At 71.1% G+C, this 17,272-nt stretch carries 15 protein-coding genes; 11 read left to right on the forward strand and 4 right to left on the reverse strand.

Translation table 11 applies throughout. From position 1 onward, the window contains the following. Window positions 1-165: 165 nt before the first annotated feature. Together KJK29_RS04445 and KJK29_RS04450 are read left to right on the forward strand one after the other, a co-directional pair. Window positions 166-2,643 carry a ThuA domain-containing protein gene (locus KJK29_RS04445; protein WP_215117366.1) on the forward strand — a complete coding sequence of 826 codons (2,478 nt, stop codon included), beginning with the start codon at window positions 166-168 and terminating at the stop codon, window positions 2,641-2,643. 47 nt (window positions 2,644-2,690) lie between these two features. Beyond that, window positions 2,691-4,832: an OmpL47-type beta-barrel domain-containing protein gene (locus KJK29_RS04450; protein WP_251058071.1), complete on the forward strand. Its 2,142-nt coding sequence runs from the start codon at window positions 2,691-2,693 to the stop codon at window positions 4,830-4,832. 3 nt (window positions 4,833-4,835) lie between these two features. Here the strand turns inward: KJK29_RS04450 and ligD are convergent, their stop codons facing one another. Next, complete coding sequence (gene ligD / locus KJK29_RS04455; RefSeq protein ID WP_215117369.1) at window positions 4,836-5,864, reverse strand: non-homologous end-joining DNA ligase; 1,029 nt, start codon at window positions 5,862-5,864, stop codon at window positions 4,836-4,838. Window positions 5,865-5,916: 52 nt separating this feature from the next. Further along, window positions 5,917-6,390: a PP2C family protein-serine/threonine phosphatase gene (locus KJK29_RS04460; protein WP_215117371.1), complete on the reverse strand. Its 474-nt coding sequence runs from the start codon at window positions 6,388-6,390 to the stop codon at window positions 5,917-5,919. 197 nt (window positions 6,391-6,587) lie between these two features. On the opposite strand from KJK29_RS04460, the gene KJK29_RS04465 reads away from it, so the two are divergent. Beyond that, complete coding sequence (locus KJK29_RS04465) at window positions 6,588-7,652, forward strand: ATP-dependent DNA ligase (protein ID WP_215117373.1); 1,065 nt, start codon at window positions 6,588-6,590, stop codon at window positions 7,650-7,652. 12 nt (window positions 7,653-7,664) lie between these two features. Here the strand turns inward: KJK29_RS04465 and KJK29_RS04470 are convergent, their stop codons facing one another. Then, window positions 7,665-8,855: a zinc-dependent alcohol dehydrogenase gene (locus KJK29_RS04470; RefSeq protein WP_215117375.1), complete on the reverse strand. Its 1,191-nt coding sequence runs from the start codon at window positions 8,853-8,855 to the stop codon at window positions 7,665-7,667. Between the two features lie 233 nt (window positions 8,856-9,088). Here KJK29_RS04470 and KJK29_RS04475 point away from each other — a divergent pair, with 233 nt between their 5' ends. Then, window positions 9,089-10,069: a DUF3048 domain-containing protein gene (locus KJK29_RS04475; protein WP_215117377.1), complete on the forward strand. Its 981-nt coding sequence runs from the start codon at window positions 9,089-9,091 to the stop codon at window positions 10,067-10,069. 32 nt (window positions 10,070-10,101) lie between these two features. Here KJK29_RS04475 and KJK29_RS04480 read toward each other — a convergent pair whose 3' ends face one another. Continuing rightward, complete coding sequence (locus KJK29_RS04480; protein WP_215117379.1) at window positions 10,102-10,566, reverse strand: MarR family winged helix-turn-helix transcriptional regulator; 465 nt, start codon at window positions 10,564-10,566, stop codon at window positions 10,102-10,104. 207 nt (window positions 10,567-10,773) lie between these two features. Here KJK29_RS04480 and KJK29_RS04485 point away from each other — a divergent pair, with 207 nt between their 5' ends. The 7 genes from KJK29_RS04485 to pcaDC all read left to right on the forward strand — a co-directional run bounded on the left by KJK29_RS04485 (window position 10,774) and on the right by pcaDC (window position 17,257). Beyond that, window positions 10,774-11,529, forward strand: coding sequence for a CoA transferase subunit A (locus KJK29_RS04485; protein WP_215117380.1), 756 nt, complete (start codon window positions 10,774-10,776; stop codon window positions 11,527-11,529). Beyond that, the gene (locus KJK29_RS04490; protein WP_215117382.1) at window positions 11,529-12,173 is read left to right on the forward strand and encodes a CoA transferase subunit B; all 645 of its coding nucleotides are present in this window, start codon (window positions 11,529-11,531) and stop codon (window positions 12,171-12,173) included. The genes KJK29_RS04485 and KJK29_RS04490 overlap by 1 nt, the downstream gene beginning before the upstream one ends. Then, the gene (locus tag KJK29_RS04495; RefSeq protein ID WP_215117384.1) at window positions 12,170-13,372 is read left to right on the forward strand and encodes a thiolase family protein; all 1,203 of its coding nucleotides are present in this window, start codon (window positions 12,170-12,172) and stop codon (window positions 13,370-13,372) included. Before KJK29_RS04490 ends, KJK29_RS04495 begins: the two co-directional genes overlap by 4 nt. A gap of 89 nt (window positions 13,373-13,461) precedes the next feature. Further along, window positions 13,462-14,235 (forward strand): protocatechuate 3,4-dioxygenase subunit beta, encoded by a 774-nt coding sequence (gene pcaH / locus KJK29_RS04500; protein ID WP_215117386.1) that lies wholly within the window; start codon window positions 13,462-13,464, stop codon window positions 14,233-14,235. Between the two features lie 6 nt (window positions 14,236-14,241). Next, a complete protein-coding gene (gene pcaG / locus KJK29_RS04505; protein WP_215117388.1) occupies window positions 14,242-14,847 on the forward strand; it encodes a protocatechuate 3,4-dioxygenase subunit alpha in 606 nt (201 codons plus the stop codon). After that, the gene (gene pcaB, locus KJK29_RS04510; RefSeq protein WP_215117390.1) at window positions 14,844-16,139 is read left to right on the forward strand and encodes a 3-carboxy-cis,cis-muconate cycloisomerase; all 1,296 of its coding nucleotides are present in this window, start codon (window positions 14,844-14,846) and stop codon (window positions 16,137-16,139) included. The genes pcaG and pcaB overlap by 4 nt, the downstream gene beginning before the upstream one ends. Next, window positions 16,136-17,257, forward strand: a complete 1,122-nt coding sequence (gene pcaDC, locus KJK29_RS04515; RefSeq protein ID WP_215117392.1) for a bifunctional 3-oxoadipate enol-lactonase/4-carboxymuconolactone decarboxylase PcaDC — start codon at window positions 16,136-16,138, stop codon at window positions 17,255-17,257. The genes pcaB and pcaDC overlap by 4 nt, the downstream gene beginning before the upstream one ends. The last annotated feature ends 15 nt before the right edge of the window (window positions 17,258-17,272 follow it).

Here is a 17,272-nt window from a genome sequence, read left to right on the forward strand (position 1 = left end):
CTTTTGCAGAGGCGTACCTGTGATGAACCTGTGCGACGGTACCGGCCGCGCTCCCGTTTATCCACACTCAAGACAAAGTTGGAGCCATCCCGGTCATAGGTATTGGCGAGCCGAGCAAAGGGGTTTAGCTTCCTTGGCGGTGTTGCTGTGACCGAGGAGGTGCCCATGCACTTACGAGGGTTGAGCAAGGGAAGACGTGTCTGGGCGGCCTCCGTGGCCGCCGGAGTCGTGACCGCCGGGCTGCTGTCGGGGCCGGCCGCGAACGCGAGGCCGTATCCGGAACCCCCGCTGACAACGATGTCGATCAAGTCGCCGCCGGGCGGCGCGAATGTACGCGTGCTGCTCTTCCATGGTTCCGCGGCGGCCGGGGAGGAGTCCCCGGTCGTGAACGCCGGGATCGAGGCGATCGAGAAGATCGGGCTCTCGGGCCCGGCGAACCGCCGTTTCAAGGTCGAGGCCACCGGCGACGCCTCGGTGTTCACCAACGAGACAAGACTCGGCCGCTTCAACACGATCGTGTTCCTGACCGGCGGGGGCGATGTCCTCGACGCGGAGCAGGAGGCGGGCCTGGAGGCGTACATGGAGGCGGGCGGCGGTTTCGTCGGTCTCCATGACGCGGCGCGCGCGGAGCCGTACTCCGACTGGTTCACCGGACTGGTGGGAGCCCGCCCGGCCGCGTCGAGCCCCTCGGCCGCGCAGCGGGCGACCGTCGAGGTCGGCGACCGCCGGCACCCGGCGACCAAGGACCTGCCGGTGCAGTGGAAGCACCCGGACAAGTGGCTGAACTGGGTGAAGAACCCGTCGGGCGACGTCCATACGGTGGCCCGGGTGAGGGAGTCGAGCTACCAGCCGGGCACGGGCGCCAACGGCTGGGACCACCCGGTCAGCTGGTGCCGTGACTACGACGGCGGCCGCTCCTTCTACACCGGCATGGGCGGCACGGTGTCGTCGTACGACGAGACCGACTTCCGTGCCCATCTGCGCGGCGCGCTGATGTGGACGACCCGGCTGGAGCAGGCCGACTGCAAGGCGACCATCAACGCCAACTACCAGGCGGAGCGGCTGACCAAGCCCAACCAGCCGGGGCAGAACGACCAGATCGGCGAACCGCACGGGCTGGTCACCGCGCCCGACGGCCGGGTGTTCTACATCGGCCGGGGCGGCGCCGACTCCTCGCAGCCGGTGGTCACGGACTGGAACCACCCCGACATCGGCAAGGGCAAGGGCGAGATCCACGTCTACGACCCGAAGACCAAGCAGGTCACGCTCGCGGGTGCGCTCACCGTCTTCGGCAACAAGGGCGGCGGCGACGAGCTGGTCAAGGTCGAGGAGGGCCTGCTCGGCATCGAGCTGGACCCGGGGTTCGCGACGAACGGCTGGGTGTATCTGCACTACACGCCGCACGCGCAGATCAACCGTGACACGCGGATGGCCGAGCGGCGCGTCTCCCGCTTCACGCTGGATCAGGCAACGAACAAGCTGGACCTGGCCAGTGAGAAGGTGCTGCTGAAGTGGCCTGTGCAGATTCACAGTTGCTGCCACTCGGGCGGCGGGATGGCCTGGGACTCCAAGGGCAATCTGTACATCGCCACCGGTGACAACAACTCCAGCGGGTTCAGCTCCGGTTACTCGGGCAACAACCCGCAGCCGAACTACAAGGGCGTCTCCTTCGCGGACGCGCGCCGCACGGCCGGCAACACCAACAACCTCAACGGCAAGATCCTGCGCATCCACCCGGAGCCGGACGGGACGTTCACGCTTCCCGAGGGCAACCTCTTCACCGGGAAGGAGACCGACGAGGGCGGTGGCAAGACCCGCGGCGAGATCTATGTGATGGGGGTCAGGAACCCCGCCCGTATCTTCGTCGACAAGTCGACCGACGTGCTCTACGCGGGCTGGGTCGGTCCGGACGCGAGCGCGCCCTCGACGACCTGGGGCCCGGCCAAGTACGACACGTTCGCCGCCATCACCAAGGCGGGCAACCGCGGCTGGCCGTACTGCATGGGCAACAAGCAGCCCTACCGGGACCGCAATCTGCCGGATCCGTCCAAGCCGCTGGGCTGGTACGACTGCGACCGCCCGAAGAACGAGTCGCCGAACAACGACGGCCTGGTCGATCTGCCGCCGGTCACCGGAAACAACATCTGGTACTCGCCGCAGGGCGGCGCGCCGGACTACCCGCGGGACGCGAGCGGCGTCCCCTCGTACAAGCCGGAGCAGGCGACGTACCGGCTGCCCTGGCTGAAGGGCGGCGGCCAGGCCGCGATGAACGGGCCGGTGTACCGCTACGACGCCGGCAGCACGAGCGCGGCCAAGTGGCCCGCCTACTGGGACGGCAAGTGGTTCGTCGGTGACTTCTACGACGCCGACCAGCCGCGCAACGCGGTGCTCATGGACCCGAAGACCCAGGGCGACGGCGGTCTGCCGGTGCACTCGGAGTCGCTGAAGAAGATCGTGCCGATCGGCAACGACGGCATCAAGAACCTCATGGACTGGAAGTTCGGTCCGGACGGTGTGCTGTACGTCCTCGACTACGGCCGCGGCTTCTTCACCTCGGACTCCAAGTCGGCCCTGTGGCGGGTCACCTACAAGGGCGGCGGGCCGACCCCGGCCGCCGACCGGCTGGCGAGGGGGACCGAGTGATCCGGCACCGAAGAATCTGGGCCGCCCTGCTGGCCGCCCTGCTCGTGATGCTCGGCGTGCAGGCGATACCGGCGTCCGGGCAGCCGGAGGCGAAGGCCGCCGATCAGGTCCTCACCTGGACGGCCGGCAACGACATCGACAAGTACCTCTCGGCGCCGAAGACGGCGGTCGCGGGTACGGCCACGATCGTGTTCGAGAACAGCGTGGCCACGGGCAACACCATGGGCATGCCGCACACGCTGACGTTCGTGACGAGCGATCCCGAGTTCAACGACGACGTGACGCTCAACATCCTGGCCAATCCGAACGACGCCCAGGGCGGCAAGCACACCGCGCAGGTCACGCTCACGCCCGGCCGGTACTTCTACCACTGCACGATCCCCGGCCACGGCCAGATGCAGGGCATCCTCGTGGTGACCGAGGGCACCGGCGAGGACACCACGGCGCCCGAGGCGTCGGCGCATGTGAGCGGGACGCAGAACACGCAGGGCGAGTACGTCGGCTCGGCGAGCGTCGAACTGCACGCCACCGACGAGGGCGGGTCCGGCGTCGAGAGGATCGAGTACGCGATCGGCGACTCGGGTGCCTGGCAGCCGTACACCACGCCGATCGTCGTCGATCAGGTCGGCGCACACAAGGTCCGCTACCGCGCCTTCGACAAGGCGGGGAACGTCTCCGCCGAGAAGAGCGCGGCGTTCACGGTCGTGGCGCCGCAGTCGGACGACACGACCGCGCCGGAGACCTCGGCGACGGTGAGCGGTGAGCGCGATGCCGACGGAGCGTACATCGACATGGCGACGGTCACCGTCTCCGCCTCCGACACGGGTTCCGGCGTCAACACGATCGAGTACGCGATCGGTTCCGGGGCCTGGCAGCCGTACACCGCGCCCGTGATGGTGCACCAGGTCGGCACCCACACCGTTCGCTACCGCGCCACCGACAAGGCGGGCAATGTGGCGGCCGAGAAGAGCGTGCAGTTCAAGGTCGTCGCGGCGCCGCCTCAGGACACCACCCCGCCGGTGACGGGCGTGTCCGTGGAGGGCACCAGGAACTCCGCCGGGGCGTATGTCAACAGCGCCCGGGTGACCGTCACGGCGACCGACGCGCACGGTTCGGGCGTCGAGAAGATCGAGTACTCGCTCGACGGCGGGCCGTACCTCGCCTACTCGGCCCCGGTGGTGGTCGACCGGGCGGGCGGGCACACGGTGGCGTACCGGGCGAGCGACAAGGCCGGCAACACCGCGGCGGCACGCACCGTGTCCTTCACGGTCGTCTCCGGGCAGGTCCCGGCGCCCGACTGCCCGGAGTACGACGAGCGGTTGACGGTGATCGTCGGCACGGTCGACTCGGGAGTGCGCAACCGGGTGACCGACAACCGGTGCCGGATCGGCGAGCTGATCGAGGACGAGAAGGAGTGGACGTCCCACGCGCTGTTCCTCAAGCATGTGACGTCCGTCCTCGACGCCCTGCTGAAGGAGGGCGTGCTCGACCAGCGCGAGTACAACGCCGTCCGGAAGGCCGCCCGCCAGTCCGGCATCGGCAAGCCGGGGCAGACCGAGGGCTATCGCGCGCTCTTCGACGGCACCGCGGAGTCGCTGGCCAAGTGGCGGCAGGTGGGCGGCGGTTCGTTCGGGCTGAACGCGGACGGGACGATCACCTCCAGCACCACGACGCCCGGCATGGGCATGCTGTGGTTCCCGGAGCGCAAGTACGGCGACTTCTCGCTGAAGCTCCAGTGGCGTGACGACGCCCCGGGCACGGGCAACGCCAACTCCGGTGTGTTCGTGCGCTTCCCCTGGGTCCACGACCACCCGGAGGAGTCACGGCCGGAGTGGGTCGCCATCAAGTACGGGCACGAGGTGCAGGTGCTCGACCGGCCCGACGGCGACATGTACAAGACGGGGTCGGTCTACGGCTTCGACCGGGTGGGGCTCGCCGGTGCCGGCGTGACCCAGAAGGGCACCTGGAACGACTACGAGATCCGCGTGGTCGACCAGCACTACTCGGTGTACCGCAACGGCGTGCTGATCAACGAGTTCGACAACACCGGCGGCCAGGCCTTCACCCCGCCCCGCTCGGACGACCCGGGCACGGACGGGCGGCGGTTCGCCTCCGGCTACCTCGGGCTCCAGGTGCACGGCACGACGGATGTGGTGTCCTACCGGGACATCCGCATCAAGGAGCTGTAGGCGTCAAGGAGCCGTAGGAGGCTTCTCCTTGCGGGCCCTGCTCGGCTGTACCCGCCTCGGTTCACCCGGCATCTTCGGATACTCGGGCGGGTACGGCAGATCCCCCAGCCCGTGGTCGTGCTCGTCACGGCGGGCGAGGTCGAGCAGGGACTCCAGGGAGTAGCGGTGGTCGTCCATGTCCGCGTGCACATCGCCGAGTTCGGCGAAGCGCGCGGGCATCGTCGCGAGGTCGAAGTCCTGGGGGTGCGCGACCCCCACCTCGTCCCAGTTCAGGGGCGCGGAGACGGGGGCGTGCGGGCGGGGCCGTACGGAGTAGGCGGAGGCGATCGTGCGGTCGCGTGCCGTCTGGTTGTAGTCGACGAAGATGCGGCTGCCCCGCTCCTCCTTCCACCACTTGATGGTCACCTGGTCCGGCATGCGCCGCTCCAGCTCCCTGCCGACGGCGATGGCGGCGCGCCGGACCTGGGTGAAGGTCCAGCGGGGTTCGATGGGCACGAAGACGTGCAGGCCCCGGCCGCCCGAGGTCTTGGGGAAGCCGCGCAGTCCGCCGAACTCGTCGAGCACCGCCCGCAGTTCGTGGGCGGCGCGGGCGGCGTCGTCGTAGTCGGTGCCGGGCTGCGGGTCGAGGTCGATGCGGAGTTCGTCCGGGTGGTCGACGTCGTCGCGGCGTACCGGCCAGGGGTGGAAGGTGAGGGTGCCGAACTGGGCGGCCCACACCACCGCGCCGACCTCGGTGGGGCACATCTCGTCGGCGCTGCGGCCGCTGGGGAAGGTGATGTGCGCGGTCGGGATCCAGTCGGGCATGTTCTTGGGCGCCCGCTTCTGGAAGAAGTTCTCGCCGTTCATGCCCTCGGGGTAGCGCTCCAGGGTCGTCGGCCGGTCGCGCAGGGCGCGCAGGATGCCGGGGCCGACGGCGATGTAGTAGCGGGCGAGGTCCAGCTTGGTGAAGCCGCGCTCCGGGAAGAACATCTTGTCCGGGCTGGACAGCCGTACGGTCCGGCCGCCCGCCTGAAGTTCCACCGCGTCACCCATGCTCGACACGGTAGGCGCAGCGGGTGGGCCTCGCATGCGGAGCGTTCGGGCGTCACGGGGCACGCAGGCGGGTGGCGAGCAGGGTGACGTCGTCCTCGGTGGTGCCGTGCACCAGGCGGGCGAGGAGGGCGTCGACGACGCTCTCCAGAGGGCCGTCGAGGTCGAGGCTCAGATGCGTCAGGCGTCGCAGCGAGGAGTCGATGTCCCTGCGGCGGTCCTCGATCAGCCCGTCGGTGTACATGAGCAGGACGGTTCCGGGGCGCACCGGCAGGGTCAGTGCCTCGTAGCCGCCGAGGTCGGTGCCGAGGGGCGGTCCGGTCGGGACATGGACGAGTTCGGCCGGGGCGTCGGGGTGCAGCAGCACGGGCGGCGGGTGTCCGGCGCCGGCGAAGGTGCAGGTGCCCTGGCCGGGGTCGACGAGGGCGAGCAGACAGGTGGCCCACCCGGTCGAGGCCGATGCTCGCCAGCCGGTGGTCGGCCTCGGCCGGGGCGTCGGCCGGCATCGACAGCAGCGCGTCCTCGGCACCGGAGAAGAGCGACTTCAGCGGAAGCTGGTCGAAGCCCACGCGGATCCTCCTCGTCCGCCCCCTGATCGGAGCACGCCAGGTTCCAGTGTGTCGCCGGTGCCCCGCCTCCGCATCCTCGGGCGATCCCGTCCTGACCTGCGGCTTTCGCCTCGTCGCTCGACAGGCGGACCGCGGGGGCGGCTCTTAGAGTCGAGGCATGGATCTCCCGGTGATGCCCCCCGTGCTGCCCATGCTCGCCAAGTCCGTGGCGGCGATCCCCACGGGCATGCAGTACGAGGCGAAGTGGGACGGGTTCCGGGCGATCGTGTTCCGCGACGGGGACGAGGTCGAGCTCGGCAGCCGTACGGGCAAGCCGTTGACCAGGTACTTTCCCGAGCTGGTGACGGCTGTGCGGGAGCGGTTGCCGGAGCGCTGTGTGGTGGACGGGGAGATCGTGATCGCGCGGGAGGGGCATCTGGACTTCGACGCGCTGACGGAGCGGATCCATCCGGCGGACTCGCGGGTGCGGATGCTGGCGGAGCGGACGCCGGCCTCGCTCGTCGCCTTCGATCTGCTGGCACTGGGGGACGAGTCGCTGATGGACGTCCCGATGACCGACCGGCGGGAGCGGCTGGCCGGGGAGCTGGCGGGGGTGACGGCTCCGGTGTATCTGGCGCCGGCGACCACCGACATCGAGGTGGCACGGCAGTGGTTCGAGCAGTACGAGGGGGCGGGCCTGGACGGGGTCATCGCCAAGCCGCTGACCGTGCCCTACCGCCCGGACGTGCGCGCCATGTTCAAGATCAAGCACGAGCGTACGGCGGACGTGGTCGTCGCCGGGTACCGCCTGCACAAGAGCGGCCCGGTCGTGGGCTCGCTGCTGCTCGGCCTGTACGACGACCGGGGCACCCTCCAGCATGTGGGCGTGTCCGCCGCCTTCCCGATGAAGCGGCGTGCCGAGCTGGTGGAGGAGCTGGAGCCGCTGCGCCTGGACGACGCCCAGGGGCATCCGTGGGCGGCCTGGTCCGACGAGGCCGCGCACGAGAAGGCCCGGCTGCCGGGGGCGCCGAGCCGCTGGTCGGGCCGGAAGGACCTGTCGTGGGTGCCGCTCAGGCCGGAGCGGGTGGCCGAGGTGGCGTACGACCACATGGAGAACGGGCAGCGCTTCCGGCACACCGCCCGCTTCCGCCGCTGGCGCCCGGACCGGACCCCCGAGAGCTGCACCTACGCGCAGCTCCAGGAGCCGGTCCGCTACGACCTGGCGGAGATCCTCGGCGCGTAGCGTCACGCCGGTTCAGGGCTGCATCAGCACCTTGACCGCGCCGTCCTGCTTGCGCTGGAACATCTCGTAGGCGTGCGGGGCCTCCGACAGCGGCACCCGGTGGGTGGCGAAGTCCTCGACGCCGAGCGGGTCCTCGTCGGTCAGGTACGGAATGATGTCGTCGCTCCAGCGGCGGACGTTGGCCTGGCCCATCCGGATCTGGATCTGCTTGTCGAACAGGGTGAGCAGCGGCAGCGGGTCCGCCAGGCCGCCGTAGACACCGGACAGCGAGAGGGTGCCGCCGCGGCGCACCAGTTCGATGGCGGTGTTCAGCGCGGAGAGCCGGTCGACGCTGAAGCGTTCGGCGAGCGGGCCGCTCAGTTTGCGGGGCAGGATCGCTGAGGCGCTCTGCACCATGCGCGCGGCCGCGCTGCCGTGGGCCTCGGTGCCGACCGCGTCGATCACGGCGTCGGGGCCGCGGCCGTCGGTCTCGTCGCGGATCGCTTCGATCAGTTCCTTCTCGTCGTCGAAGGACCTGAGGTCGAAGGTCTCCACGCCCCGTGCGCGGGCCCGGCGCAGCCGCTCCGGAACCAGGTCCACACCGAACACCCGTCCGGCACCCCGGAGCCGGGCGACGCGGCAGGCCATGTCGCCGATGGGGCCGAGGCCGAGCACGGCGACGCTGCCGCCCTGCGGGACGTCGGCGTAGGCGACGGCCTGCCAGGCGGTGGGCAGCACGTCGGAGAGGTAGACGAAGCGGTCGTCGGGCGGGCCCTCCGGGACCTTGATCGGGCCGAACTGCGCCTGCGGGACCCGCAGATACTCGGCCTGGGCCCCCGGCACCGCTCCGTACAGGCGGGTGTAGCCGAACAGGGCGGCACCCATGCCCTCGCCGCTGACCTGGGTGGTCTCGCACTGGGTGGGCAGGCCGGTGAGGCACATCCAGCAGTTGCCGCAGGCGATCTGGAACGGCACCACGACCCGGTCCCCGGCCTGGAGGTCCGGTACACCGGCGCCGACCTCCTCGACGATGCCCATGGGCTCATGGCCGAGGATGTCGCCCGGTGTCATGAACGGCGTGAGCACTTCGTACAGATGCAGGTCGGATCCGCACAACCCGCTGGAGGTGATGCGGATGATCGCGTCCGTCGGCTCCTGGATCGTCGGATCGGGCACGTTCTCCACCCGCACGTCCCGCTTGCCCTGCCAGGTCACTGCCCTCATCGCCTCGCGCTCCCTCCGTCGGCGTGCGCGTCGGTCGTTTCGGCTCGGTCGTTTCGGCTCGGCCATTTCGGAGAGGCCCGGGTACCCGGGTGGCCCGTGGCGAACCTTGAGCCGATCGACGGACGCGACGGGGACACCGTCCCGCCAGAAACGATCGAATGTGGCCATCGATGCTCAGATAAGCGCACAATCATGACAAACGAATGACTTGAGGCGCGGTGGCGACGGTGGGCATGGGACGAGAAGCGCGCGGACGGCGGGCCGCTACGACGGCGGCGCTGCTGGCCGCGACGGTGACGGCGGCCCTGGCGGCGGGCTGTACGAGCGGGGGCGGGCCGCCCGACGACGGCCGGGGATCGGCCACCGCCTCGGAGCGCGGCGCCTCACCCGGGGCGACCGACGGCTCGGTACTCGCCGTCAAGATCGACAACGCCGGTACGGCCCGGCCGCCCACGGGCGTCGATGCCGCGGACGTGGTGTACGTGGAGCAGGTCGAGGGCGGGCTGAGCCGTCTGATGGCGGTGTACGCCACGAAGCTGCCGCAGGCGGTCGGTCCGGTGCGCAGCGCCCGTGAGTCGGATCTGGAGCTGCTGCGCCAGTTCGACCGGCCCACGCTCGCCTTCTCCGGCGCCCAGACGAAGCTCCTGCCGCTGATCGACAAGGCGCCGCTGCGGGCGGCGACGCCGGGCAGCGCCTCCGACGCCTTCTTCCGCGACCCGGACCGGTCCGCCCCGCACAACCTCTATGTGCGGCCCGAGCGGATCGTGCCGGAAGCCCCGGGCCGGGACGCCCTGACCACCGGCTTCCGCTACGGCTCCGCCCCGGCGGGCGGCACGGCGACGCCCTCGCAGACGGTGCGCTATCCGGCGGCCCGCTTCACCTTCACCTGGTCGGACTCCCGGGACCACTGGCTGATCGGCATGGACGGCACACCGGCCGCGACGGCCGACGGCAAGCGCATGGCGGCGGCGACGGTCGTCGTGCAGTACGTGAAGGTGCGCGAGTCCGCCTTCCGGGACTTCCTCGGCAACAACACGCCGTACACCGAGACGGTGGGCTCGGGGAAGGCGAAGGTGCTGCGCGACGGGCGGGCCTACGACGTGAACTGGGAGCGCGAGGACGCCACGGACGGCACGGCGTTCACCACCCGTGACGGCACACCCGTGAACTTCGCGAAGGGCCAGGTGTGGGTGGTGTACGCCAAGGCGCCCTGACCGGATCGCGCGGGCCGGGCCCGCCGCGTCGGTCAGCGGGGCGCCACCAGGGACTCCCCCGGGTTGCGCAGGCCTTCGGCCGCGTCCGACACACGCCGGATGAGGTCGAAGAACACCGTCTGCTCCTCGGCGGTCAGCGGCGCGAGGAAGATCTGGTTCATCCGGGCGGTGCGCACGGTCAGCTTGCGGTGGGTGCGCACGCCCTCTTCCGTGAGCCGGAGCAGGAAGCGGCGGCCGTCCTGCGGGTCACGGACCTTGTCGAGCAGCCCGCGCCGGATGAGCCGGCTGATCACCTCGGCGATGGTGGAGCGGTCGAGCCCCACCCGCTCCCCCGCCGTGCGCTGATCCAGGCCGGGCTCGGCGACGAGCGTGTTGAGGACCGCGTACTGGGGCGAGGTGATCTCCTCGGAGACCATCGTGTTCCACAGCAGGTAGTGCGCCTGCTGGAGCCGCCGGGCCAGGTGCCCGGGGTGGGTGGTGAGGTCGGCCGCCGCCATGTGCACCCCTCCGTAGTTTTCGTTGGTGCACTGAACAATACCGACCCGTTCCCCGGCTGTCTGCCGGCCGCACCAGGGATCAGAGACGCATTCTCCGAGGTCTTGACGCCCTGCTGTGGCGATGGCAGCGTGAAAGGAGCTTCACGGAAATACTCAGTGCGCTGACTAATCGAGGTCGGGGTGCTCGGAAGAGATGGGGCTTCTCGGATGGACAAGGTGGTCGCCACAGCCCTGGAGGCGGTGGCCGACGTGCCCGACGGCGCGTCGCTCGCGGTGGGCGGATTCGGGCTGAGCGGTGTGCCGAACGTGCTGATCCAGGCGCTGTACGAGCGCGGGGTGGCCGGGGTGTCGGTGGTCTCCAACAACTGCGGGGCGATGGAGTCGGGCCTCGCGGTCCTGCTCGCCGCCGGCCGGATCGCCCGGGTGACGGGCTCCTACATCGGCGCGAACAAGGAGTTCGCCCGGCAGTACCTGGCCGGGGAGCTGGAGGTCGAGCTGATCCCGCAGGGCACCCTGGCCGAGCGGCTGCGGGCCGGCGGCGCCGGAATCCCCGCCTTCTACACCCCGGCCGGGGTGGGCACCCAGGTCGCCGACGGCGGCCTGCCCTGGCGCTACGACGGTGAGGGCGGGGTCGCGCTGGCCTCACCGCCGAAGGAGGTCCGGGAGTTCGACGGCGAGGAGTTCGTGCTGGAGCGCGGCATCCGTACCGACTTCGCTCTGGTCCGGGCCGCGAAGGGCGACCGGCACGGGAACCTGGTCTTCAACAAGTCCTCCCGCAACTTCAACCCGCTGGCCGCGATGGCCGGGCGGGTGACGATCGCCGAGGTGGAGGAGCTGGTGGAGCCCGGCGAGATCGATCCGGACGCGGTGCATCTGCCCGGCATCTTCGTGCAGCGGGTACTCGCGCTCACCCCGGAGCAGGCGGCGGACAAGAAGATCGAGCGGCGGACGGTGAGCAGCTGATGGCCTGGACGCGTGAACAGATGGCCGCGCGGGCCGCGCGCGAGCTGCGGGACGGCCAGTACGTCAATCTCGGCATCGGCCTGCCCACGCTCATCCCCAACTACCTGCCCGAGGGCGTCGAAGTCGTCCTCGAATCGGAGAACGGCATCCTGGGCACCGGCCCTTACCCCACCGAGGACACCGTCGACCCGGACCTGATCAACGCCGGCAAGGAGACCGTGACGGTCCTGCCGGGCGCGTCCTTCTTCGACTCGGCGCTGTCCTTCTCGATGATCCGGGGCGGGCACATCGACGTCGCGGTGCTGGGCGCCATGCAGGTGTCCGAGCGGGGCGACCTGGCCAACTGGGCGATCCCCGGCAAGCTGATCACCGGCATCGGCGGGGCGATGGACCTGGTGCACGGCGCCCGTACGGTCGTCGTCGTCATGACCCACACCGCCAAGGACGGCTCCCCCAAGATCCTCACCGAGTGCGCCCTGCCGCTGACCGGCAAGGGGTGTGTGAACCGGATCATCACCGACCTCGGCGTCCTCGACGTCACCGACGACGGGCTCATCCTGGTCGAGACCGCGCCGGGCGTGAGCGCCCAGGAGATCGTCACCAGGACCGACGCCGAACTGACCGTGCCGGAGGGACTGAAGTGAAGGACGTCTACATCGTCGACGCGGTCCGCACCCCGATCGGCCGCTACAACGGCGGGCTGGCCTCGGTCCGCCCGGACGACCTGGGCGCGCACGCGATCCGCGAACTGCTCGCCCGCACGCCGGAGTTGGATCCTGCGCGCGTCGAGGACGTGTACTTCGGCAACGCCAACGGTGCCGGTGAGGAGAACCGCAACGTCGGCCGCATGGCGGCCCTTTTGGCGGGCCTGCCCACCTCGGTGCCGGGTGTGACCGTCAACCGGCTGTGCGCGTCCGGGCTGGAGGCGGTCATCCAGGCGGCCCGCGCGATCGCGGTCGGGGACGCCTCGATCGCCGTGGCCGGTGGCGTCGAGTCGATGACCCGGGCGCCCTATGTGCTGCCCAAGTCCGACAGGCCCTTCCCGGCCGGGCACACCGAGCTGTACTCCACGACTCTGGGCTGGCGGATGGTCAACCCGAGGATGGAGCCGCAGTGGACGATTCCGCTGGGCGAGTCGGCCGAACTCATCGCCGACAAGCACAAGATCAGCCGCGAGCAGCAGGACGAGTACGCGCTCGGCAGCCATGAGAAGGCCGCGCGGGCGCGGGAACAGGGTCTGTTCGAGGCGGAGTCGGTGCCGGTGGCGGTGCCGCAGCGCAAGGGCGATCCGGTGGTCTTTGACGCCGACGAGTGTGTGCGTACGGATGCCTCCCTGGCGTCGATGGCCAAGCTGAAGCCGTCGTTCCGTGAGGAGGGCGGCACGGTGACGGCGGGTAACGCGTCACCGCTCAACGACGGTGCGGCTGCCCTTCTTCTGGTCGACGAGGAAGGTCTGAGGGCCACGGGGCGCGAGCCGCTGGCCCGGGTGTCCGCGAGCGGCGTCAACGCCCTCGACCCGGACTACTTCGGACTCGCTCCGGTCGAGGCCGTCAACCGGGCTCTGGCCAAGGCGGGTAAGGGGTTTGACGACCTGTCCGTGCTGGAGCTGAACGAGGCGTTCGCGGCGCAGGTGCTGGGGTGTGTGGCCGAGTGGCCCGAGTTCGACCCGGCGATTCTCAATCCGCAGGGTGGGGCGATCGCTCTGGGGCATCCGCTGGGTGCGTCCGGGGCTCGGCTCGCCGGGACGGTTGCGCATCAGCTTGCCCGGCGGGGCAGTGGCGTCGGTGTTGCCACGCTCTGCATCGGGGTGGGTCAAGGCCTTGCGCTCGTTCTGGAACGTTAGGCGTTCGGCTGCGGGCCGTCCGTGGCCGGTCGCGCAGTTCCCCGCGCCCCTTTAGGGCGAGAACCTCACGAACCTTTTCAGGGAACCCCATGACTCTCACTCAGCACGACATCGATCAGGAGATCGCGGCCGAGCACGCCGCGTACGAGAAGCGGCTCGCCGACGGCGGGCCCGTCGAGAACCAGCCGCGCCGCGATTACGCGCCGTACCGCTCCTCGGTACTGCGGCACCCCAAACGGCCGCCGGTCACCATCGACGTCAGCAAGGACCCGGAGCTGGTGGAGCTGTCCTCCCCGGCGTTCGGGGAGCGGGACATCACCGAGATCGACAGTGACCTCACGCGGCAGCACGACGGTGAGCCGATCGGTGAGCGCATCACCGTCTCGGGCCGGCTGCTGGACCGCGACGGCCGCCCGGTGCGCGGCCAGCTCGTGGAGATCTGGCAGGCCAACTCGGCGGGGCGTTACGCCCATCAGCGTGAGCAGCACGACGCCCCGCTGGACCCGAACTTCACCGGCGTGGGCCGCACGCTCACCGACGCCGAGGGGCACTACCGCTTCACCACGGTCCAGCCGGGCCCGTACCCGTGGCGCCAGCACGTCAACGCCTGGCGGCCGGCCCACATCCACTTCTCGCTCTTCGGCTCGGCGTTCACCCAGCGGCTCGTGACGCAGATGTACTTCCCGAGCGACCCGCTGTTCCCCTACGACCCGATCATCCAGTCGGTGACGGACGACGCGGCCCGGCAGCGGCTGGTCGCCACCTACGACCACAGCCTGTCGGTGCCGGAGTTCTCGATGGGCTACCACTGGGACATCGTGCTCGACGGGCCGCAGGCCACCTGGATAGAGGAAGGGCGCTGACCTGCCATGACGAAGATCGACGCGAGCCGCCCGGAGAGCGTGCTGCCCACCCCCTCGCACACCGTCGGCCCGTTCTACGGCCACGCCCTGCCGTTCCGCGGCGGTGAGGACATCGCACCCGCCGGGCATCCGGACACGGTCACCGTGCACGGGTACGTCACCGACGGCGAGGGCAACCCGCTGCCGGACGCCCTGATCGAGTTGTGGGGGCCGGACCCGGACGGCAACCTGGCGACGGCCGACGGTTCGATGCGGCGCGACCCGGCGTCGGGGGGCTTCCTGGGGCGCAACGGCGTGGAGTTCACCGGGTGGGGTCGCATCCAGACCGACGCGAACGGCCACTGGTACGCGCGCACCCTGCGACCCGGCGCACGCGGGCGGAACGCCCCGTACCTCAGCGTGTGCGTCTTCGCGCGCGGGCTGCTGGTGCACCTGTACACCCGGATCTATCTGCCGGGCGATACGGCGGCGCTGGCCGCCGACCCGCTGCTGTCCGGGCTGGAGGACGGGCGCCGCGACACGCTGATCGCCGTGGCGGAGGCGCGCGGCACGTACCGTTTCGACATCCGCCTTCAGGGCGAAGGCGAGACGGTCTTCCTGGAGTTCCAGTGACAACTGCGCACGGCGACACCGGCCTGCTCGCCCCCGGGTGGGCCGACTCGGCGGCCGCGTCCGCGACGAGCGACCACGCGTATCTGCGGGCGCTGCTCGACGCGGAGGCCGCGCTGACCCGGGCCCAGGCCGCGCTGGGGCTCGCCCCCGCCGAGGCGGCGACGGCGGTGACCGAGGCGGCAGGCTCCGGTGCCTTCGACGTCCGGTCCCTCGCCGAGCGGGCCCGCGCGGGTGGCAACCCGGTCATCCCGCTGGTCGCCGAGCTGACGAAGGCCGTCGGCGAGGAGTACGGCCCCTACGTCCACCGGGGCGCGACCAGCCAGGACATCATGGACACGGCGACGATGCTGGTCGCCGCGCGCACCCTGGACCTGGTCCTCGCCGGCCTCGGACGCACCGAGCAGTCCCTCGCCCGGCTGGCCGCCGAACACCGTGACACCGCGATGCCGGGGCGGACGCTCACCCAGCACGCCGTACCGACGACCTTCGGGCTGAAGGCGGCCGGATGGCGGGCGCTGGTCCTGGACGCACGTGACCGGACGACGGCCGTACGGGACTCACTGCCCGCTCAACTCGGCGGCGCGGCGGGCACATTGGCTGCCTTCGGGGCGTACGGCGCGAGCGATCCGACCGGACTGCCGACGGCGTACGCCCGTGAACTCGGCCTCAGGGCACCCGATCTGCCCTGGCACACCCTGCGGACACCCGTCGCCGATCTCGCCGGGTGCCTCGCCTTCACGGCGGGCGCGCTCGGCAAACTCGCCGTGGACGTCCTCACCCTGTCGCGCACCGAGATCGCCGAGGTCGCGGAGGGCAACGGCGGGGGCTCGTCCGCCATGCCCCACAAGTCCAACCCCGTACGGTCCACCCTGATCGCCGCCGCCGCGCGACGGGCACCGCAGCTCGCGGCCACGCTGTACGGCTCGCTGGCGGCGGAGGACGAGCGGCCTGCCGGGTCCTGGCACGCCGAGTGGGAACCGCTGCGGGACCTGCTGCGGCTGACCGGCGGGGCCGCCCGGGACGCCGTGGAGCTGGCCGAGGGACTGCGGGTCAGGCCCGAGGTCATGCGTGAACACCTGGACCTGACCGGCGGGTTGATCGTCTCCGAGCGGCTCTCCGCCGAACTGGCCCCGGTGCTGGGCCGCGCCCGTGCCAAGGAACTCCTCGCCCGACTGGCCGCCGAGGGACGCCCGCTCGCCGAGGCACCGGAGCTGGCGGACGTCGACCTCGACCCCACCCACTACACCGGCTCCGCCGGAGCCCTCACCGACCGCGCTCTGGAGCGACGTTGACACTCCTGAACCACCGCACCGAAGGGCCCGCCTCCGCTCCCCCGCTGCTGCTCGGCCCCTCCCTCGGCACGTCGTACGCCCTCTGGGACAAGGTCGCGCCCGAACTGTCGATCACCCACCGGGTGGTCCGTTGGGATCTGCCGGGGCACGGCGGTTCGGCGGCCGGGCTCATCGAGGCCGGCGCGACGGTCGGTGACCTCGCCGACCTGGTGCTGGCGCTCGCCGACTCCCTCGGCGTCGAACGGTTCGCGTACGCGGGTGTGTCGCTGGGCGGGGCCGTGGGGCTGCATCTCGCGGTGCACCGTCCGGAGCGGCTGTCGTCGCTGGCCGTGATCTGCTCCTCGGCGCACTTCAACGGGGCCAAGCCGTGGGAGGAGCGGGCCGCGCTGGTGCGGCGGGAGGGCCTGGCCGGGCTGGCGGAGGGCGCGGACGCGCGCTGGTTCACGCCCGGGTTCACCGTGCCGGAGCTGGTACGGGACCACCGGGACGCCGACCCGGACGCGTACGCCGCCTGCTGTGACGCGCTCGCCGCGTTCGATCTGCGCGACCGGCTGTCCGAAATCGCCGTACCGACGCTGCTGGTGGCCGGCCGCGAGGATCCGGCGACGCCGCCCGCGCATCTACGGGAGATCGCCGACGCGGTGCCGGACTCGACACTCGTCGAACTCCCGGGCGCCTCGCATCTGGCGCCCGCGCAGTGCCCGGAAGCGGTACTGACCGCGCTGCGGGCCCACTTCGGCGGGCCCGCCGGACGCGGGATGGAGGTGCGGCGGGAGGTGCTCGGCGACACCCACGTCGACCGGGCCCAGTCCAAGCAGACGCCCTTCACCGCGCGCTTCCAGGACTTCATCTCGCGCTACGCCTGGGGCGAGATCTGGACCGACCCGACGCTGTCGCGCCGCGAGCGCAGCATGATCACCCTCACCGCGCTGGTCGCGCACGGCCACTACGACGAACTGGCCATGCACGTCCGGGCCACCCGCCGGGGCGGGCTCACACCCGAGGAGATCGGCGCGGTACTGCTGCAGACGGCCGTGTACTGCGGGGTGCCCGCGGCGAACTCGGCGTTCGCGACGGCCCAGCGGGTGCTGGCGGAGGAGGACGGCACGGCAGGCTGACCCCGCCGGTCGTGG

It is taken from the genome of Streptomyces koelreuteriae (assembly GCF_018604545.1).
Lineage (GTDB): Bacteria > Actinomycetota > Actinomycetes > Streptomycetales > Streptomycetaceae > Streptomyces > Streptomyces koelreuteriae.